Here is a 19,613-nt window from a genome sequence, read left to right on the forward strand (position 1 = left end):
AACAGCATGTTACGACGCACGTTCGGCGCATTCTCGCTCGCCGCCCTGGCCGCGCCCGCTGCCCATGCGCAGGGCGACAAGGTCGCCAAGATGGTCGTCGGCTTCCCGGCCGGACAGGCCACCGACATCGTCGCCCGCATCTTCGCCGAGGCCCTGAAGGCGGAGCTGGGTGAGACCGTGATCGTCGACAACAAGCCCGGTCAGGGCGGCAGCATCGCGCTCGGCCTTGTCGCCCGCGCGGTCCCCGACGGCAGCACCTTCATCCTGTCGCCGCTGGCCGCACTCGCCATCAACCCGCACCTCTACAAGAACGTCGCCTACCAGAGCCTCACCAGCTTCGAGCCGGTGGCGCGCGTCTGCGATCTGCCGCTGGTGCTGGTGGTGCACCCGTCGCTGCCGGTGAAGACGCTGCCGGAACTCATCGCCTACGCGAAGGCCAACCCGGACAAGCTCAGCCATCCCTCCTCGGGCAACGGCACGTTGAGCCATGTCGCCATGGAGGAGCTGAAGGCCAAGGCCGGGATCCGGATCCTTCACGTTCCCTATCAGGGCAGCCCGCCGGCGATGAACGATCTCGTCGCCGGCACGGTTCAGGTCGCGATGGATACCGTCACCGTCACCAAGCCGCACATCGATGCCGGCCGGATGCGCCTGATCGCCGTCAGCACGCTCGAACGACTGTCTTTTTTTCCCGATACGCCGACCATCGCCGAGCAGGGATTCCCCGGCCTGGAGGCCAGCGCGTGGCTGGCGGTCCTGCTGCCGGCGCAGACACCGGCCGACAAAGTGAAGCGCCTGTCGGATGCCGTGGTGAAGGTGGTCGGCATGCCCGAGATCCAGAAGAAATTCCTTGCAGCCGGTGCGATTCCCCACGCCATGGATGCCACCCGGTTCGCCGCGTTCCTCAGGAGCGAGGATCAGCGCTGGAGCAAGGTGATCGCACAGTCCGGCATCAAGGCAGACTGACCATGGGGCGCCTGCGCTGGGCCATGTAGAGGATGCCAAGCAGCATGAGGTTCAGAAGGTTGAACGCCAGTGCCGACTGGAAGGCCGACATGTAGGACAGAGTGGCGTCGAAGATGAAGCCGCCCAGCCACCCGCCTGCGGCCATGCCGGCCATCGCGAACAGCATGACCACGCCCAGCCGCCACCCGGCGATCGTCGGACCGTAGAGGAACCGCAGGTTCAGCGCATAGCCCTGCACGATGGCGATGAACGGAATGCCGTGCAGCAGCGACAGCGCGTAGATGCCATTGATGTCGCGGACATATAGGAAACCGACCAGCGAGCCGATCTGGATCACCGAGCAGAGCAGGCTGACCGGCAGCGGGCCGATGCGCTGGGCCAGCCGCGCCATGACGAAGGTGGCGACGATCGCCGACACCAGCACCAGCGACACCGCCTCCGTACCGCGCGCCGCCGGGTAGCCGAGATCGCCGCAGAAGGCGACCATGTGCACGAAGGGGATCGCCATCGCCGCGCAACAGCAGAAGCCGGCGGCCGACAGCAGCACCATGATCGTCGAGGAGGGCAGCGGCAGGTGGACCTTCTGCTCGCGCCGCCGCCCACCGGGTCCTCGCAAGGTCGGCGCCGCGCGCACGTAAAGAGCACCCAGCAGCAACAGCACGCCTGATACGAGGCCATAGACCAGCAGCGTGTCGCGCCAGCCGATCTCCGGCAGCAGCAGCCGATAGACCTGCGGCCAGACCGAGCCGGCCACGGCGGGGCCGATGGAGATGAGGGCGACCGCCATGTTGCGCCGCTTCTCGAACCAGCCCTGCACGTTGTTCATCGCCGGCGTGAAGGTGCCCGCATTGCCGAAGAAGCCCAGCAGCATCGCATAGCCCGCGTAGAGTGCGATCTCGCCGCCGCGCGAGGCGATCCAGCCGCCCAGCGCGATCGACACGCCGGCGATCAGCAGCGGCACCCGCGGGCTGGTGCGATCGGCCAGCCAGCCCATGAAGACGCCGCCGACGCCCATGCCGAAGAAGCCGACCATGTAGGCAAAGGACGGCACGGCGCGCTGGTCGCCGAAATCGGCCGCCATCTCCTTGAGCCCGACCATCGGCAGATAGATGCCGCCGCCGCCCAGCGCCACGCAGGCCATCGAGACCAGCGCCAGCCGCCAGGCATAGGCGCTGTCGATGCCCCTCCCCGGGCGGGCGTCGCTCACTCGCGCGCCAGCGCCGCCGCCGCCGCCTTCTCCGCGTCGAGCACCTGGTCGTCGTCCATCAGCACGGTGACCTTGCGCAGCTTGCCGGTGAAGGCGAACGGCGCCTCGTAGTGCGACACGGGGCTGGAACGATCACGGCCGATGTCGAGGCCGGACCAGGAGATGAAGCTGACGAAGCCGTTCTGGGTGTCGAAGCTGCCCGCCGGCTCACCGTCGATCAGCAGGGTGGCGATGTTGCGGCCCTGGTTGCGGCGCATGCGCACCGCCAGCTTGCGGTTGCCGGCCGGCACCGGACGGTCGGAGACGATCAGGTGATGCTCGCCACCGATGTTCATGTCGTAGGCGAGCCTGCCGTCCTTCATGTAGAGCGAGTAGCCGGTCGTGGCATCGCCATGGGCGATCAGCACGCCCTCGGTCATCGGCCCGTCGACCTGCGCGTCGGCCTCGATCGTGTAGGTGCGGTTGCGCACGTCGGGCGCCACGTCGGTCGGCACATGGCCCATGCCCGCGTGGAAGACGAAGCGGTTGCGCGGCCCGTGGAAGCGCTTGGCATTGTCGGCGAAGCGCGGCGCGAAGCGATCGTCGAGCGGCAGAACCTTGCTCGCCTCGGCCTGCCGCCACCATTCGTCGATCATCGCCTTCAGGCGCTCCGGCTCCTTCTCGGCGAGGTCGTTGGTCTCGTTGAAGTCCTGCTCGAGGTGATAGAGCTCCCACTTGTCCTGGGCGAAGTCGCCGCCGGGCGGATGGTAGGAGACGGCCTTCCAGCCGTCCTGCACCAAGCCGCGATGGCCGAACATCTCGAAATACTGCGCCTTGGCCTTGGACTTCGCCTTCCTGTTCTTCAGGCTCTTGGCGAAGCTGGTGCCTTCGAGCGGCATCTGCTTCACGCCGTTGATCGTCTTGGGCGGCTTGATGCCGACGACGTCGAGCAGGGTCGGCACGAGATCGCTGGCGTGACAGAACTGGTGGCGCAGCTCGCCGCGCGCGGCGATGCCCTTGTCCCAGGCCATGACCAGCGGATCGCGGATGCCGCCGCCATGGGTGTTCTGCTTGTAGCGGCGCAGCGGCGTGTTGGCCGCCATCGCCCAGCCCCATGGGAAGTTGGAATGCGTGTCGGGCCCGCCGATATCCTCGATGCGCGCGATCTTCTCCTCGAGTGATTCGCGGCGGAGATTGTAGGGGCCCATGGCGTTGATCATGCCGAACGGGCCGCCTTCCTGGCTGGCACCGTTGTCGGACATGACGATGACCAGCGTGTCCTCAAGCTGGCCGGCGCTTTCGAGGAACGCCATCAGGCGGCCGATATGCTGGTCGGCATGGTCGAGCATGGCGGCATAGGCGGCCTGCAGCCGCGTGAACATGCGGCGCTCGGGCTCCGCCACCTCGGCCCAGGCGCGCACGGAATCGTTGCGTGGTGGCAGCTGCGTGCCCTTGGGCACGATGCCCATCTCGATCTGGCGCGCGAGGCGGCGCTCGCGCTCGACGTCCCAGCCTTCGGCGAAGATCGAATCGTACTTGGAGATCAGGTTGAATGGCGCCTGGTGCGGCGCATGGCAGGCGCCGAAGGCCAGCCAGGTGAGCCACGGCGTCTCGGCATTGTCGGCGACATGGTCGGCGAGATAGCGGATCGCCTGGTCGACGAGATCGGACGTCAGGTGATAGCCGGTGGCGAAGGTGCCCGGCGGATCGACCGGCGTGTTGTCGCGCACCAGTTCGGGCGCGTACTGGTCGGTCTCGGCATCCATGAAACCGTAATAGCGGTCGAAGCCGCGGCCCAGCGGCCAGCCGTCGAACGGCCCGGTCGCGCCCGATTCGGTGAGCGGCGTGACGTGCCACTTGCCCAGCATGTAGTTGCGATAACCGTGCGGCCGCAGCATCTCGGCGATGGTGCCGGCCTCGCGGCTGATCTTGCCGCGATAGCCCGGATATCCCGAATCGAAATTGGCGAGGCAGCCGACGCCGACCGAATGATGGTTGCGGCCGGTCAGGAGCGCCGCGCGGGTGGTCGAGCACATGGCCGTCGTGTGGAAGCCGGTATAGCGCAGGCCGCGCTTGGACAAGGCGTCGATGGCAGGCGTCTCGATCGGCGACCCGTAGCAGCCAAAGTCCGAGAAGCCGACATCGTCGAACAGGATGACGAGGATGTTGGGCGCACCCTTCGGGCGCTTCGGCGTCTCGGGCCAGTAGGGCTGGGAGTCCTGGACCGTTTTGCCGATCTTGCCGCCATGTTCCGTCATGCGTTTCCCTTTCGTTGCCCAGGGTTGTCCGACACTTGGGCAATACGATCAACCTTGTCGCAATTCATGGCGCTTGTTAGGGAAAGTCATGGCTCACTTCACGTCCGACGGGCTCGACCTCGCCTACGATGAATTCGGTCCCGCCGATGGCCGCAAGGCGATCGTGCTGGTGCACGGCTTCTCCGCGAATCGCTACGAGAACTGGAAGCGTATGGGCTGGTACGACGCCATCGCCGCCAAGGGCCTGCGCGGCTTCGCCCTCGACAATCGCGGCCATGGCGAAAGCGCCAAGCCGCACGATCCCGCGAAATACGACCGCGAGTCGATGGCCCGCGATGTATTTGCATTGATGGACCATGCCGGCGTCGAGCGCGCACATCTGCTGGGCTTCTCGATGGGCGCCCACATCGCGCTGACGGCAGCCCTGGTCGATCCCGGCCGGATCGATCATCTGGTCGTGGCGGGCGTCGGCGCCCGGATGTTCGAACCGCCGCGCGCGGAAGGTGCCATGGCCGAGGCCATGGAAACCGCCAACCCGGACGACATTACCGACCCGATGCTGAAGAGCTTCCGGCACTTCGCCGACGAGCAGAAGGAAGACCGGCTGGCGCTGGCCGCCTGCTCGCGCGGCGCACGCATCCCGCTCACACGTGACTCGCTGATGGCGATCCGCCGCCCGACCGCGGTCGTCGCCGGCGCCCGCGATCAGCTCGCCGGACCGCCGCAGGGACTGGCTGACGCCATCCCAGGCGCCAAGGCCGTGACCCTGCCGGGCTGCGATCACTTCTCCTGCATCGGCCATCCGATGTTCAAGGCGACGGTGTTCGACTTCTTCGACGGCTGGCTCGAGTAGCGAGCGTGGCGCGGGTCAGCTTCAAGTCGATCCAGGCCCGCGCCGCCAAGCGCAAGGGTGGCGAGAAGGTCCTGGCATCGCTGCTGCCGAGGAAGCGCGACAACAAGGCCTTGGCGAAACTCACGGACGACCGCGTGCTGGCGGAGATGGCGCGCCGCGTCTTCTGCGCCGGCTTCGTCTGGAGCGTGATCGACAAGAAGTGGCCGGGCTTCGAGGAAGCCTTTCTCGGCTTCAATCCGAAGCGACTGCTGTTCCAGCCCGCCGAGTTCTGGGAGGGGCTAACGCGCGACACGCGCATCGTGCGCAACCCGACCAGCATCAAGTCGGTGCGCGACAATGCGAAGTTCGTCACCGACATCGCCGCCGAGCATGGCAGCTTCGGCAAGTTCCTGGCCGCCTGGCCGGCCGACGACCAGATCGGCCTGCTGGAAGTCTTCGCTAAACGCGGCTCCCGGCTGGGCGGCTTCTCGGGCCAGTACCTGCTGCGCTTCCTCGGCCGCGATTCCTTCATCCTCACCGGCGACCTGATGATGTGCCTGCGCGACGCGGGTGTGCCGATCAGCGAGAAGGGCACGTCGAAGAAGGACCAGAAGCTCGCCCAGGCGCAGATCAACGAATGGGCCAGGGAGAGCGGGCTGCCCCTCACCCACATCTCGCGCATCTGCTCGATGTCGATCGGCGAGAACCACGACGCCGCGCGCCTCGCCGAGGCCATGAGGACGTGACCATGACGAACATCCTGCTGATCAATCCCAACACCACGAAGTCGATCACCGATCTCGTCCTCAGGACCGCGAAGGGCTTTGCGTCGAAGGGCACGCGCCTGCGCGCCCTCACCGGCTCGTTCGGCCCCCGCTACATCGCCTCGCGCGCCGCCTATGCCATCGCAAGCCACGCCGCCCTCGACGCCTATGCCAACGATCGCGGCCCCAAGGATGTCGTGGTGCTCGCCTGCTTCGGCGATCCCGGCCTCGCGGCCCTGAAGGAGGTCAGCCCGGTCCCGGTCGTCGGCATGGCTGATGCGTCGATCCTGCAAGCCTGCGCCATGGGAAACCGCTTCTCCATCGTCACCGGTGGCGAGCGCTGGAAGTCGATGCTGGAGGAGTTCGTGGCGGGCCATGGGCTCACCTCCCGGCTCGCCTCGGTGCGCACGGTCGCGCCGACCGGCGCCGACATCGCGCGTAACCCCAAAGCCGCCATGGAATTGCTGGCAAAAGGCTGCTCCGCCTGCGTTCGCGAGGACGGTGCCGACGTCGTCATCCTGGGCGGCGCAGGCCTGGCCGGGCTGGCCGCGAAGCTGAAGCACATGGTCGATGCACCGCTGCTCGACGGTGTCGCCTGCGCGATCTCGATGGCCGAGGGACTTGCGCTTCAGAAGCCGGCGAAGGCCAGCAAGGGTGCACTTGCGAAGCCGGGCGCCGTCGACAGCATCAAGCTCTCCAAGGGACTTTCGAAGCTGCTGCAATCGCCCTAGGGTCCGTCCCCATGCGGTTGGTCAGCTTTCGCCATGCGGGCGCGGACAAAATCGGCGCGGCCGTCGACGGCGGCATCGTCGACCTGTCGGCGCGCACGAACGGACGCTGGCAAAGCCTGCGTGCCGTCATCGCCGCGAAGGCGCTCGACGAACTCCGCGTCGTGACGAAGGACGCAGCGGCCGACCTCGCACTTGAAGACATCGAGCTGCTGCCGGTCATTCCCGATCCGGGGAAGATCCTCTGCATCGGCCTCAATTATGCGAGCCATGTCGGCGAGGTCGGACGCCAGATGCCGACCGTGCCCAGCGTGTTCTCCCGCCTGCACAATACGCTGGTGCCGCACGGCGGCGACATCGTGCGGCCGCGCGCTTCGATCGACTTCGACTACGAGGGCGAGCTGGCCATCGTCATCGGCGAGCGCTGCCGGCACGTCTCGCGCGCCGGCGCCCTCTCGGTGATCGCGGGCTACACGTGCTTCATCGACGGCAGCGTGCGCGACTTCCAGAAGCACTCGGTCTTCGCCGGCAAGAACTTCCCGGCGACCGGCCCGCTGGGCCCGTGGATGGTCACGTCCGACGTGATCGCCGATCCGCAGCGCCTCGAGCTCACGACGCGGCTGAACGGCGCCGTCGTACAGCACGACACGACCGATCACATGATCTTCGATGTCGCCACCATCATCGAGTATCTCTCCACCGTGACCTGGCTGGAGCCGGGCGACGTCATCGCGACCGGCACGCCCGACGGGGTCGGCGCCGGCCGAAAGCCGCCGCTCTGGATGAAGGACGGGGACAGGCTGGAAGTCGAGATCTCAGGCATAGGGACCTTGGGCGTCAATGTCGTCGACGAGTAACTCCTTCGACCTGCCGGCGAGCGACGCCAGCACCGACAGCAAGAAGGCGCGCGAATTCAAGGTGATCGCGCTGATCGCCCTGGCGCACTTCGTGAGCCACGTGCACATCATGCTGTTGCCGCCGTTGTTCGGCGAAGTCCGCGAGGCCTTCGGCGTCTCCTATGTCGAGATCGGCTTTGCGCTCACCGCCTTCAATGCGGCTTCGGCCCTGCTGCAGACGCCGGCCGGCTTCCTGGTCGACCGGGTCGGCCCGCGCGCCATGCTGACCGGCGGGCTGATCCTGGGCGGCGTCGCGGTCGCGGCGGCCGCGCTGCTACCCGGCTACTGGTTCTTCGTCATCGCCTACGGGTTCCTGGGCCTCGCCAACACCGTCTATCACCCGGCCGACTATTCGATCCTGTCGGCCACCATCGATCACAAGCGCATCGGCAAGGCCTTCTCGATTCACACTTTCGCGGGCTATCTCGGCTCAGGGGTGACGCCGGCGCTGGCGCTGGCCTGCGCAGCTCTGTGGGGCTGGCGCGGCGCCTTCCTGTTCGTGGCTGGCCTGTCGATCGCGACCGCCTTCGTGCTGATCGTGGCGGGCAGCATCCTGCCGCGCGTCGTGCACAAGCCCGGGCAGCAACCGGCCAAGGACAGCGGCCAGAAGGTCGGGCTCGACCTGCTGCTGAGCGCACCGATCCTGCGCAACCTGCTGTTCTTCTTCTGCCTGGCCATGGCCAATGGCGGCATCCAGACCTTTACCGTCGTCGGCCTGGCGCAGATCCACGGCACGCCCTTCTCGGTCGCCAGCGTGGCCCTCTCGGGCTTCCTCCTGTGCAGCGCGGGCGGCGTGCTGCTGGGGGGCATCATCGCCGACCGCACGCCCCACCATGAGCGCGTGGCGGCCGTCGGCTTCGCCTGCACCTCGACCATGGCGATCCTGATGGCCTGGGTGAACATGCCGGGCTTCGCGCTGATCGCGCTGATGTCGGTCGGCGGCCTGCTGAACGGCATCATCCAGCCGTCGCGCGACATGATGGTGCGCGCCGTGACGCCGCCCGGCTCGTTCGGCAAAGTGTTCGGCTTCGTCAGCACCGGCTTCAACCTGGGCGGCATGATCGCCCCGCTGCTCTATGGCGCCCTGATGGACCATGGCGAGCCGCGCGCCATCTTCATGATCGTCACCGGCTTCATTTTCCTGGCGCTGATCACCGCGATCACCCGCCGCAAACCCGAGAGCATTGCCTGATGGATTCCCTGACGCCTGCCACGCCTCCCAAGACGGAAGCCCTCGCCCGCCGCTATGGCGCCGATGTCCTGCCCGCGGCTGGACCGTGGAACGAAACCATCGCCACGATGCTCGATCATCGCTCGGTGCGCAGCTACAAGCCCGATCCCGTGCCGGCCGGCGCGCTGGAGAGCATGATCGCCGCCGCCCAGTCGGCCGCTACCAGCTCCAACATGCAGTGGTGGTCGGCGCTCGCCGTCACCGATCCCGCCAAGAAGAAGGTGCTGGCCGAGATCGCCGGCGGCCAGAAGCATATCGAGCAGTGCCCGCTGTTCATCGCCTGGATCGCCGACATGTCGCGCAACCAGCGCATCTCGAACGCGACGAAGACCCCGTTCGAGACCATGCCCTGGCTGGAGACCTTCATGGTCGCCTCGATCGACGCCGCGCTCGCGGCTCAGAACGCCGTCGTCGCCGCGGAATCGATGGGCCTGCGCACGGTCTATATCGGCGCCATGCGCAACGACCCGATCCGCGTTGCCGATCTGCTGGGCCTGCCGCCACAGGCCGTCGTCGTGTTCGGCCTCTGCGTCGGATACGCCACGGAAAAGGGCAAGGGCGAGGTCAAGCCGCGCCTGCCGCAGTCGGTCGTGCTCCACACCGAGCGTTACGACGCGAGCAGGGAAGAAGCCCTGCGCGCCGCCTACGACGCCGAGATGAGCAAGTTCTCGGCCCGCCACGAGCTGCAGGCCGCGACCTGGACGCAGCGCGTGCTGAACCGGCTGGGGCCGATCAAGGCGATGAACGGCCGCGAGACGTTGCGCGCCGCGCTGGCGAAGATGGGATTCGAGGTGCGGTAGGGGACCTATCGCCTCCTTCCTCCCCATCCAGATGGGGCGGTTTCGCGTCTCACGCGACGGAGGGGTCATGGTTGGTCGCTCTTTCTTCGACGCTCCCGGACATCGCAAAGCGATGTCCTGACGCTACCGAGTCGAGCTTCGCTCGACTCAATGGCACGGCGCATGCTGGAGTCTCGGGATAGTCCGGACGGAGGCAACATGCGGCGGATGGCTCATCGTTTTCTCGTGGCAGTGGCTTTTTGTGCGGCGGCAAGCACCGCCTCGGCGCAGGGGCATCTCAGGATCGGCATCGGCGACGATCCCGACGTGCTCGATCCCACGCTGTCGCGCACCTATACCGGCCGCATCGTCTTCGCCTCGATCTGCGACAAGCTGTTCGACATCGACGAAAAGCTGACCATCGTGCCTCAGCTCGCGCTCGGCCACGAGACCTCGGCTGACGGCAAGGCAGTCCTCATCAAGCTTCGCCCCGGCGTGAAGTTCCACGACGGTGAGCCGTTCGACGCGGCGGCGGCCAAGTACAGTCTCGAACGCCATCTCAACATGAAGGGCTCGTTCCGCAAGCCCGAGATCGGCATCGTCGAGAGCGTCGAGGTGGTCGACCCGCTGACCGTCAAACTGAACCTGAAGCAGCCCTTCTCGCCCCTGATCGCCCAGCTCACCGACCGCTCGGGCATGATGGTCTCGCCCAAAGCCGCCGAGGCGACGGGCGACAAGTTCGGCCTGAAGCCGGTCTGTGCGGGACCCTACAGGTTCGTCGAGAGGGTCCAGCAGGACCGCATCGTCGTCGAGAAGTTCGCCGACTACTGGAACAGGGACCAGGTGTTCATCGACAAGATCACCTACCTTCCGATCGTCGACACCACGGTGCGCCTGGCCAACCTGCGGTCCGGCGGTATCGACCTCACCGAACGCATCCTGGCAACCGACATCCCGACCGTGCGCGCCGATCCCAAGCTCAAGCTCGCCAACTCGGTATCGCTCGCCTGGTTCGGCCTGATGATCAACCAGGACAACGGGCCAAAGTCGAACAATCCGCTGGGCAAAGACCCGCGCGTGCGCCGCGCCTTCGAACTGGCGCTCGACCGCGACGCCATCAACCAGGTCGTGTTCAACGGCGAATTCGTGCCGGGCAACCAGTGGGTCAGTCCGCAGAGCCCTTACTATCAGAAGGATTTTCCGATCCCCAAGCGGGACGTCGCCAAGGCCAAGGCGCTGATGAAGGAGGCCGGCATCACCGGCAAGCTGACGCTCGACTACATGGTGAACAACGCGCCCGAATCGCGGGCCATCGCCGAGGTCGTGCAGTCGCTGGTCGCCGAGGCGGGCTTCGACCTGAAGCTGCGCGTGGTCGAAGTCGCGACCGCGCTGAAGGCCGGCGAGGACGGCGACTTCCAGGTCTATGCGCTGACCTGGAGCGGCCGCAGCGACCCCGACGGCAACTCGGTGATCTACCAGACCTGCGGCGCGCCGCAGAACATGGCGAAGTACTGCGACAAGGAACTCGACGGCTGGCACCAGGAGGCGCGGGCAGCGACCGAACTGGACGCGCGCAAGGCGATCTACCGCAAGGTCACCGAGCGCTTTCTCGAAAAGGGCTGGATCTTCTACCTCTACCACCCGCAGAACCTGGCAACCCACACGGTGCGGCTGGAAGGCTTCCGGCCGGTGCCGGATGGGCTGCTGCGGGTGGTCGGCCTGAAGCTGAAGTAGGACGCCTCAGTCGAACTTGCCGGACTTCAGCCGGCCGACCATCGGATTGGCTGCCGGCGCCGCGACCCGGCGCAGCGTGTTCGTGTCGCGATGGTTGAACGCCGGTGTCTTGCCCCGCACCGCGAGGTCGGTGCGCGTCACGTAGGACCAAGTGCCGTCATCGTTGAAGGTGATGTCGATGCGGTAATAGTCGGTCCGGAAAGCTTCTTCGAGGAAGGTCGTCGAGCAGATGCCGAAGCGTGTGTCGCCGCGCTTGGCCTCGACCGAGATGGTCTTGTCGCCCGGCTTCGCGATGCCGCCCGCCAGTACGACCTGGCCACGCGGGATGGCGATGGACTGCATGATCAGGCCGGTGGCCGGCTCCCAGAGCCAGTAGCCGACCTGGTCGTGGAAGGTGATCGCCTCTTCCTCGGTGTTGATGTGGATGTGATAGCGCAGCCCGTAGAGGAGCTGCGGTCCGTTGGGCTGCGGATCGATCGGCTCTATGCGGATGTGCTCGCGGAAGCCGCGCTGCTCGGGCCCTTCCGCCTTGGGCGCGATGTCGATTCCCTTGTCGGATTCCCATTCGCCTGCGAGGCGGGCCAGCGGCCCGAGGTTGGCCAGGGTGTCCGGCGAAAAATCCTCGGGCTCGGTAAAGACGTCTTCGGGAAGGCTCGACATTGTATCCTCGCGGGGCTGAACGCGCGGCGAATGTGCGGCCCCGAACGGACAAGGACAAGCGCGCGGCTTGTCACGCGTCGCGCCAGTCGAAGGCGAGCGGCGCCTCGCGAAAGGCGAAGCGATCGATGTGGCGGGCGATGGCGCCCTTCAGCGCCTCGAGCTGGCCCGCGGCGCTGGCTTCGAGGCGGCATTCCAGCGCGTCGGCCTGCGCCTCCAGCAGCAGCGTCGCATCGCCCGGCCACTCCGCGCCGCGAGCGTTGCGCGGGAACACGACCCTGCCCTTCTCCGGCGTGAATTCGACCTCGAGGTTGTGGCCCCAGTGCTTGCAGAGCTGCTGGAGGTAGCGGCTGCCGTTGGCGGTCGGCACGCGCGCGATGCTGTGCGTGCTCATAGCCGCTCGATCTTCTGCGCGGCTTCGTCGATGATCGCCACCGCGTCGTGCACCGTCTGCTTCTGCACACCCGCGCGCCCCAGGCGATGGATCAGCGCCTCGCGCAGGTTGTTCATCGCCCGGCGGACCGGCGCCGCATCGGTCCGCTCCTGCAGGCTGGCAAGCTCGGCGAGCCGGGCGAACAGCGCATCGACCTCGGCCTTGCGCTCGAGCAGATGGACCGTGCCGTCCGGCGTGACCGTGAAGGCCTTGCGCGCACCGTCGGACTTCACCTCGGAGACGTGACCCATCTCGTCGAGCATGGTCAACGTGGGATAGACCATGCCGGGACTGGGCACGTAGCTGCCGCCGGTCAGTTCCTCGATCGCGCGGATGAGTTCGTAGCCGTGACGCGGCTGGTCGGCGATCAGCTTGAGCAGAACGAGCCGCAGTTCGCCGGAATCGAAGACGCGCCGCCGTCCACGACCGCCACGCCCCTCGCCGGGGTCGCCGTGCCAACCATGACCGTGCCGGCCGAACCCCCGAGGGCCGAAGTGATGCTTGTGGCTCCCCTCGCCGTGGGGGTGGGGATGATGATGAAAGGATCGCATGAATGCTGTCTCACTGTGTTTGAACATATCTAAGATATATCTTGATTGCTCAAAAGCACAAGAGCCTGCTTCGACAAATTTTCAGTTACTTTTTGTTATCTAGCGACGGCCGGCGCGGTTGACGGGGCCACCGCCGTTCACGGCGCCATCCACGCCGTCGCGCGGCGCGACGCCGGCCCCGGGGGCACCCACACCCACGCCGGGCGCAACGCCGACGCCTGGCGCTCCCGCCCCGACGCCAGGCGCTACGCCGACACCGGGTGCGCCGGCACCGACGCCGGCACGCGGTGCCCAGACGCATCCGTGCGGCACGCCTTCGGCCCGGCAATAGACCTGCGCTTCGGCCGAGCCCGCCATCAGCGCCAGCCCGAGGGACGTGCAAACGAGTGTGCGGATCATCGATTTCTCCCGAGTTCGGTCGATCGGCCGGGCAGTCGGCCGGATCTACCAGGTCATGCGCAAGCCGGCGCGAAAGGTCTGTGAGGTCGAGGATGAACCGATCGAGCCCTGCCAGCCCGCGAAAAATGCGACGCCATCGTCGACAGCGAAATCGGCAGACAGGCCGACCAACGCCGAGTCGCGGGCGATCGGCGCGGTCGTCGTCGCAAAGGCCACACCGGGAGCCGCGGCGAAAGCCGCCTGGGTGGTGGCCGACACGTCTGCGAATTCATGCGCACAGCCGAGGAGTCCGCGCACCGTGAGCGCGCGCTGGTCGGCCAGCGCGAGCGTACGGCTCACCGGCAGGGTGACGGCTCCGCGCACGCTGGTGAGCGACTGTCCGTTGACCTGCTGCGCTAGGCCGTTGGGGTTCTGCTCGACCGTGGCCGGCGACGACAGGCCGAGTACAGCGAGCGCCAGCGTCGGCTCGACGCTCCAGCCGTCGAAGCCCAGGCGCAGCCCCGCCGCGACCTGGCCGCCCACGCCGTTCGTGACGACGCTGTCGCGCGACACGCTGTTCCACGCGCCGAGGGATCGTGTCGTGGTCTGGTCGAAATTCAGATAGGCCACCTGGCCGCCGAAAAACAATGATCCCATGGCGTACTCGCCATAGAGCATGGCCTGGAACGCCGATCCCAGCGCCGCGGCGCCGTTGCCCGCGAAAGTGTTGGCGCTGCCGCCGCCCAGCGCGACACCGGCGACGAAGCCCGGCCCCAGTTCGACGTCGAGCCCGGCCATCACGCCGGCAAGCGACGACTGGAAGCCGGGTGCCGCCGCCGCCGCGACCTGCGTCCACTGACCGAAGCCGGACAGCCAGGCGGTCGTGCCGAGCGGCCCGGCCACCGACCGGGGCGCGGCGTTGGGAAGTCCCGCGCAGGCATCGCCGCAGGCCGCGGCGACGCCTTGCGCCTCGCCCTGCGCCGCGCGGCGGGTGCCGAGCCGCTGGCTCACCTGGTCGGAGAAACCGTAGAAGCCCTGGCGCGCCGACAGCATCATGTCGCCGTAGAGGCTGGGCGACAGCTGGTCGAGCGCCTGCGGGATCGACGCGGCGGGCAGGCTGTAGAGCGGTGCGAAGAGAGACTGCGACAGGCCGCTCATGCGCAGGCCGACCGCCGGCCGCAACACGTCGAGCGCCTGGCCGACCGACACCTGGTTGGGAGTCTGGGGAAGACCGGCGGCACCCAGATTGCCATAGGACGCGGGCGTGACGACCAGCGACACCGAGGACGGCCCATAGAGCGCGTCGAAGCGGGTTCCCGCCGCGAGGCCCGTTGGCTGGGCAAGGCCGGCGAAGCTTCCCTGCACGCCGCCCTCGGCCGAGACGACCACGAACTGCTGACCGATCGACGGCGTGAAGGCATTGGTCGCGGCCCCAGTGATGCCGCGCAGCACAGGCTGCAGCGTGCCGCCGGCCGTGAAGCCGTTGCCGGCACCCGTCACCACAACGCGGCTGTAGTTGCCGGCGCCTGCGCCGGTGCCCGTGCCATCGATATCGAGGGACAAGGTGCTGCCGGGCGCCATGACGACCGGCGCCGCGAAAGTGAGCGTGCCCGGACTGTTGCCCGGCGCCAGCGTGCCACCACTTTGCACCGTGGTGGCGCCGCCCACCGTACCGGTGCCGCGCAGCGTGCCATTGACCGAAACTGGCGAGACGATCGAGCCGTCGACCGACAGTGTGGCGCCGGCATCGATGGTCGTGAGGCCGGTATAGGTGCTGTTGCCGGCGAAGCTGACGCTACCGCCCAGCCCGCTGTTGGCGATGGTGAGACGGCCCGGCGTTCCGGGGATCGCATCGGACAGGACGCCGCTCAGCACCGCCGAGTTGCCGCGCAGGTCGAGGCGGTTGGTGGCCGAACCGTCGACCACGAAGTTCTGGTTGAAGGTACTGCCGCTCGTGTCGACCTGCAGCGTGCCGCCCGTGAAGGCCGGTATCACGGTCGAACCCACGTTGCTCAGGAAGTAGGTCTGGCCGGCGGCAATGGGAGAGACCGGCATGATGCTTGCCGTCGTCGGCAAGCCGGTCGCGCCGGAGAGCGTATAGGAGCGCAGGACCATGCTCCCGGTGGTGGCGTCGCCCGTGATCTGGCCCGAGAGACTGCCGTAGGTCGGCCCGAACAGTAGGCTGAACAGGACGTTGCCCTCGGGTGTCATCGAGCCCAGCACGGTGAAGTTGCCGACGAGGCTGTCGAGTGGCGCCGCGCCGACGCCCCAGTAATAGCCGTTGCTGTAGCCGTTGATCTTGAACGTGCCGGGCGTCGCGGTGCCGAACACGTCAGGACTTCTCAGCTGCCAGGTGGTGCCGGCGGTCCAGCGCCACTCCGGCGAGGTGATGTCGGCCGACACGTACTGAGTCGGCGAGGGCGGCGTGAAGACGGCGGGGTTGTAGGGCGCCATGTAGGCCCAATGCGTCACCAGCAGCGAGGTCCCGGTGATCATCTGCATTTCCATGAACGGCACGCCGCCGATCTCTCGCATCTGGCCGATCCCGATGATGGTGGGACTGTCGGCCGACGTGAACTCGATGCGGATCTGGCCCGTTTCGGTGACCACGCCGTTCATGGAGGAGTTGCTGGGCGCCGTGACGGTAGGTCCGATGGCGAACGTCGCCTCGCTCTGCCCCGTGAATCTGCCGTTGGTCGCGGTGCCCAGCGCCCACAGCGTCTGGTCGCCGATCGCAAAGGGATTGCTCGTCTGGCTGCGATTGGCGCCGGCATAGGCGACCAGGTTCGGGATCGCGACGTACCAGTTGGAATTGGAGAGGATGCCGTCCCAGCGCGAATCCTGGGCGGACGCCGTCCCGGCCGCCGAGACGATGGCGGCCACGGCCAGGGATGGCAGCCGCTTGCGTCCCCTTTTCATCGTTGCGCCCTGTCGGCGCTGTCCGCTACGCGGCGCCTTCAATGCACGGTCTCCCCCGATTCAACGGGGCATAGTTGGCCTCACAGCCTGTGCATTTGCAATACGGGAAGAGGCCTGTCGTGTAACAACTATTGCGTGACGACGTAGCTCTTCGGTGGATGCCGGCGCATCGCCAACTCGTTCGGCTCGACGCCCCAGCCCGGCCCCTTCGGCAGGAGATAGTCGCCATTCTCGAAGACCGGCGGATTGTCGACGATCTCGTCGCGCCACGGCACGCCGTCGATGTCGATCTCCATGATGCGGAAGTTCGGCACGGCGGCGCAGAAGTGCGCCGAGATCGCGCTGGCGAGGTGGCCGTAGAAATTGTGCGGCGCCACGTTGACCTCGTAGACGTCGGCCATCGAGGCGATCTTCAGCGACTCGTTGAAGCCGTTCCAGATCACGTCGACGATGGCGGTGTCGAAGGCATAGGCCTCGAGATAGGGCCGGAAGTCGCGGCGCTCCAGCAGCGTCTCGCCCGAGGCGATGGGGCACGGCGCATGCTCGCGGATCATCGCGATCGACCTGGGGTCGTGGATGTCGAGTTCGAGCCAGGTGAGACCGGTCGGTCCCACGGCGTCGGCGATGCGCTTGAAGCCTTCGGTGCGGAAATGGAAGTTGGTGTCGAGCATGATGCCGACATCGGGCCCGACGCCGGCGCGGAACGCCTCGACCGTCTTGGCGGCGCTGCGGGCGATGAAGGCGTCCCAGTTGCGCTCGGGGAAGCCCTTGCCGACGACGAAGCCCGGCCGATAGGCGCGCAGCTTGCCATCGACCTCCATCGCGATGTTGGTCTTGCAGGCGGTGAAGCCCTTCTTGCGCACCTCCTCGCCCGTGCGCATGAAATCGTCGTAGGAGCGCACCGCCGGCGTGCCGCAGAGGTCGGGATTGCGCATGCGGTAGGAGCCGCAATGCGACCAGTAGACGGGGATGCGATCGCGCAGCTTGCCGCCGAACAGCTGATAGACCGGCACGCCCAGCGCCTTGCCCTTGATGTCGAGCAGCGCGTTCTCGATGGCGGCAATCGCCTGCCGCACAACACCGCCGCGCGACTGGGTCGATTTGGTGGCGAGCACGGCGTTCACCAGCTCGATGTCCATCGGGTCCATGCCGACGACACTCGGCATCAGGTTCTCGATGACGCCGGAGAGGCCGGGGCTGCCGAAGCTTTCGTTGTACTCGGACCAGCCGACCGGACCGGTGTCCGTCACCAGCTTCAGGAACGAGAAGAGACGCCAGCCGGCATCGCAGCGAAAGATCTCGTAGCTTTTGACCTTCATGTTCCCTCTCCCGCGTTTTCGCTTACTTGCGCCACGCCCCTACGATGGACGCCGCCTTGGCGCGGACCGTGGCCGCGTCGTCGCCCGCTTTGTAGAGCGAAGAGCCGAGGCCGAAACCCGCGGCGCCGGCCGAGCGCCAGGCTTGCATATTGTCCGCGCCGATGCCGCCGACCGGGATCAGCTTCGTGCCCTTCGGCAGCACCGCCAGCAGTGCCTTCACCACGGCGGGCGAGGCGATCTCGGCGGGAAACAGCTTCAGCCCATGAGCTCCGGCTTTCAGGGCCGCGAAGGCTTCCGTCGGGGTCAGGATGCCGGGCAGGCTCGCCATGCCGAGCCGCACGGTTTCCGCGACCACCTCGGGATCGAAGTTCGGCGCGACGACCAGCTCGCCGCCGGCCGACGCGACGTCGCGCGCCTCGGCGGCCGTCAGCACCGTGCCGGCGCCGGTCACGGCATCGGGAAAGCGCTTGCGCAGGGCCGCGATACTGTCGAGCGGCCGCGGCGAGTTGAGCGGCACCTCGATCAGGCGAAAGCCCGCCTCGACCAGCACATCGCCGATCGCCGGCGCCTCCTCGGGCTTCAGCCCGCGCAGGATGGCGACGAGCGGCAGCTCGCCCATCGCAGCCTTGAATCGATCGACGCTCGTCATCCCTGCAAGGCCCTCATGCCCGCCCATGTCGCTTCGCCGCCGAAGCAGCGCACGGCGACATCCATCGACTTCAAGGCGAGAGCATAGCGCGCCGTGAGGGCCGGCGCGCCGATCGCGATCACGTCACGGGCGCCCGGCGCTTCGTGGCGCAATTCTTCCCCGATCAGCAGACCCGACAGGTAACTCGCCGACTGCGACGGCGACAACCGGTCGAACAGCGCGAGCGCCCGCACGCCGAAGGCATTGTGCAGCAGCCCCTCGCCGTTGCCGGCGCGCGTCACGCCGCGCAGGAACATCGCCTCGTCGAGCGTCGCATCGGCCGCGAGCGTGCGCGCCAGGATCGAATGCTGGCTGAGCAGGCCATAGAACTCGCCGGTCATGCAGGTGCGAAAACCCACGATGCGGCCCTCGCGCACCGTGGCCCATTTGCTGTGCGTGCCCGGCAGGACGAACAGCCCATCCGAGATGCCGGCGAGCCGCAGCCCGCCGACGATCTGCACTTCCTCGCCGCGCATCACGTCGGGCACGTCGCCCTGCTCGACACTGAGGCCGGGCACCAGCGCGATTCGGCCCGGCTCGATCCAATGCAGCTTCTTCTTCAGCTCGTCGAGACCGGCCGGACAGGCGACGTAAGGCGCCTCGACCCAGCCCTGCCGGCTGCCGGCCATGCCCGAGATCAGGCAGACGCTGCCGGCGGGCTTCATCCAATCGGCGAACAGAGAGTCGAAGACGTGCGCAAAATCGCCGTTCGGCACATTGAGGATCCCGAGCGGCGCGCTCTTCTCCTCCAGCACGCTACCCGCAGCATCGAGACGGGCGCCACGCAGCGAACTCGTGCCCCAGTCGACGGCGATCAGGTGCGGCACGTCTACCTGCTTACCTGTTCACGAACGAGGCATAGAGCCTGACGGCAAGCTGGTGCTGTGGCGTCAGATAGGGATACCTGATCGCGACCATTCGCTTCACGACATCGTCTTCGTCGCGAATCCGACCGCATCTCACGTCGTCATCCCATCGCGCGACAGTCCACCTGATCTCGTCGCACTTGGCCTCCAACGCAGGATACCTAGAGCGATCCACATCGGGGATCACCGCAGGCCACAGCTTGTCGACGGGACCAGACCTTCCGAACTTGCTGTACGCCTCGAAGGCCCGATCGAACTGATCTGGCGTCACGACGGTGAGCTCGTCCGGAGTGAGCTTGTCGGGATCGTCTACGATCGGCGGCGCCGGCCGCGCCGGCTGCATCGAAGGTCCTGCCCACGGGCCGGGGCCAGTCAGGCGTTCGGCCATCTCCCAGGGACCAGGAACCTTCGCCATCGGCCTCTCCAAG

Annotated in this window: 19 protein-coding genes; 8 read left to right on the forward strand and 11 right to left on the reverse strand. The window is 67.2% G+C overall.

Annotated elements, in window-relative coordinates:
• Positions 1–6 precede the first annotated feature (6 nt).
• Positions 7–966, forward strand: a complete 960-nt coding sequence (locus LJ725_RS17660) for a Bug family tripartite tricarboxylate transporter substrate binding protein (protein ID WP_230551956.1) — start codon at positions 7–9, stop codon at positions 964–966.
• Here LJ725_RS17660 and LJ725_RS17665 read toward each other — a convergent pair.
• Positions 953–2,173 (reverse strand): MFS transporter, encoded by a 1,221-nt coding sequence (locus LJ725_RS17665; RefSeq protein ID WP_230551957.1) that lies wholly within the window; start codon positions 2,171–2,173, stop codon positions 953–955. The two genes, LJ725_RS17660 and LJ725_RS17665, sit on opposite strands and share 14 nt — an antisense overlap.
• Complete coding sequence (locus tag LJ725_RS17670) at positions 2,170–4,410, reverse strand: arylsulfatase (protein WP_230551958.1); 2,241 nt, start codon at positions 4,408–4,410, stop codon at positions 2,170–2,172. The genes LJ725_RS17665 and LJ725_RS17670 overlap by 4 nt, the downstream gene beginning before the upstream one ends.
• Before the next feature lie 88 nt (positions 4,411–4,498).
• Between LJ725_RS17670 and LJ725_RS17675 the strand changes: the two genes are divergently transcribed.
• The 7 genes from LJ725_RS17675 to LJ725_RS17705 all read left to right on the forward strand — a co-directional run bounded on the left by LJ725_RS17675 (position 4,499) and on the right by LJ725_RS17705 (position 11,374).
• Complete coding sequence (locus tag LJ725_RS17675; protein WP_230551959.1) at positions 4,499–5,263, forward strand: alpha/beta fold hydrolase; 765 nt, start codon at positions 4,499–4,501, stop codon at positions 5,261–5,263.
• Between the two features lie 5 nt (positions 5,264–5,268).
• Positions 5,269–5,988 carry a DNA-3-methyladenine glycosylase I gene (locus LJ725_RS17680; protein WP_329958375.1) on the forward strand — a complete coding sequence of 240 codons (720 nt, stop codon included), beginning with the start codon at positions 5,269–5,271 and terminating at the stop codon, positions 5,986–5,988.
• Between the two features lie 2 nt (positions 5,989–5,990).
• A complete protein-coding gene (locus LJ725_RS17685; protein ID WP_230551960.1) occupies positions 5,991–6,737 on the forward strand; it encodes an aspartate/glutamate racemase family protein in 747 nt (248 codons plus the stop codon).
• A gap of 11 nt (positions 6,738–6,748) precedes the next feature.
• Positions 6,749–7,591: a fumarylacetoacetate hydrolase family protein gene (locus LJ725_RS17690; RefSeq protein WP_230551961.1), complete on the forward strand. Its 843-nt coding sequence runs from the start codon at positions 6,749–6,751 to the stop codon at positions 7,589–7,591.
• Positions 7,575–8,822: an MFS transporter gene (locus tag LJ725_RS17695; RefSeq protein ID WP_230551962.1), complete on the forward strand. Its 1,248-nt coding sequence runs from the start codon at positions 7,575–7,577 to the stop codon at positions 8,820–8,822. The genes LJ725_RS17690 and LJ725_RS17695 overlap by 17 nt, the downstream gene beginning before the upstream one ends.
• Entirely contained in the window at positions 8,822–9,661 is an 840-nt protein-coding gene (locus LJ725_RS17700; RefSeq protein WP_230551963.1) for an NADPH-dependent oxidoreductase, read from the forward strand. Before LJ725_RS17695 ends, LJ725_RS17700 begins: the two co-directional genes overlap by 1 nt.
• A 198-nt stretch (positions 9,662–9,859) precedes the next feature.
• Positions 9,860–11,374, forward strand: a complete 1,515-nt coding sequence (locus tag LJ725_RS17705; protein ID WP_408015752.1) for an ABC transporter substrate-binding protein — start codon at positions 9,860–9,862, stop codon at positions 11,372–11,374.
• A gap of 6 nt (positions 11,375–11,380) precedes the next feature.
• Here LJ725_RS17705 and LJ725_RS17710 read toward each other — a convergent pair whose 3' ends face one another.
• From LJ725_RS17710 to LJ725_RS17750, 9 genes are all read right to left on the reverse strand, one after another.
• The gene (locus LJ725_RS17710; RefSeq protein ID WP_230551965.1) at positions 11,381–12,034 is read right to left on the reverse strand and encodes an FABP family protein; all 654 of its coding nucleotides are present in this window, start codon (positions 12,032–12,034) and stop codon (positions 11,381–11,383) included.
• Between the two features lie 70 nt (positions 12,035–12,104).
• Positions 12,105–12,425 carry a DUF2218 domain-containing protein gene (locus LJ725_RS17715; RefSeq protein WP_230551966.1) on the reverse strand — a complete coding sequence of 107 codons (321 nt, stop codon included), beginning with the start codon at positions 12,423–12,425 and terminating at the stop codon, positions 12,105–12,107.
• On the reverse strand, positions 12,422–13,015 hold the full coding sequence (locus tag LJ725_RS17720; protein ID WP_230551967.1) for a PadR family transcriptional regulator: 594 nt from the start codon (positions 13,013–13,015) through the stop codon (positions 12,422–12,424). Before LJ725_RS17720 ends, LJ725_RS17715 begins: the two co-directional genes overlap by 4 nt.
• A gap of 99 nt (positions 13,016–13,114) precedes the next feature.
• Positions 13,115–13,414, reverse strand: coding sequence for a hypothetical protein (locus LJ725_RS17725; RefSeq protein ID WP_230551968.1), 300 nt, complete (start codon positions 13,412–13,414; stop codon positions 13,115–13,117).
• A 45-nt stretch (positions 13,415–13,459) separates the two neighbouring features.
• Positions 13,460–16,312 (reverse strand): autotransporter outer membrane beta-barrel domain-containing protein, encoded by a 2,853-nt coding sequence (locus tag LJ725_RS17730; protein WP_230551969.1) that lies wholly within the window; start codon positions 16,310–16,312, stop codon positions 13,460–13,462.
• Positions 16,313–16,440: 128 nt separating this feature from the next.
• Complete coding sequence (locus LJ725_RS17735; protein ID WP_230551970.1) at positions 16,441–17,631, reverse strand: mandelate racemase/muconate lactonizing enzyme family protein; 1,191 nt, start codon at positions 17,629–17,631, stop codon at positions 16,441–16,443.
• A 22-nt stretch (positions 17,632–17,653) separates the two neighbouring features.
• Positions 17,654–18,280, reverse strand: coding sequence for a 2-dehydro-3-deoxy-6-phosphogalactonate aldolase (locus LJ725_RS17740; protein WP_230551971.1), 627 nt, complete (start codon positions 18,278–18,280; stop codon positions 17,654–17,656).
• The gene (locus LJ725_RS17745) at positions 18,277–19,146 is read right to left on the reverse strand and encodes a 2-dehydro-3-deoxygalactonokinase (RefSeq protein ID WP_230551972.1); all 870 of its coding nucleotides are present in this window, start codon (positions 19,144–19,146) and stop codon (positions 18,277–18,279) included. Before LJ725_RS17745 ends, LJ725_RS17740 begins: the two co-directional genes overlap by 4 nt.
• A 10-nt stretch (positions 19,147–19,156) precedes the next feature.
• Positions 19,157–19,600, reverse strand: a complete 444-nt coding sequence (locus LJ725_RS17750; protein ID WP_230551973.1) for a hypothetical protein — start codon at positions 19,598–19,600, stop codon at positions 19,157–19,159.
• Positions 19,601–19,613 lie beyond the last annotated feature (13 nt).

Origin of the sequence: Reyranella aquatilis (assembly GCF_020880995.1) — a bacterium.
Taxonomy (GTDB): domain Bacteria; phylum Pseudomonadota; class Alphaproteobacteria; order Reyranellales; family Reyranellaceae; genus Reyranella; species Reyranella aquatilis.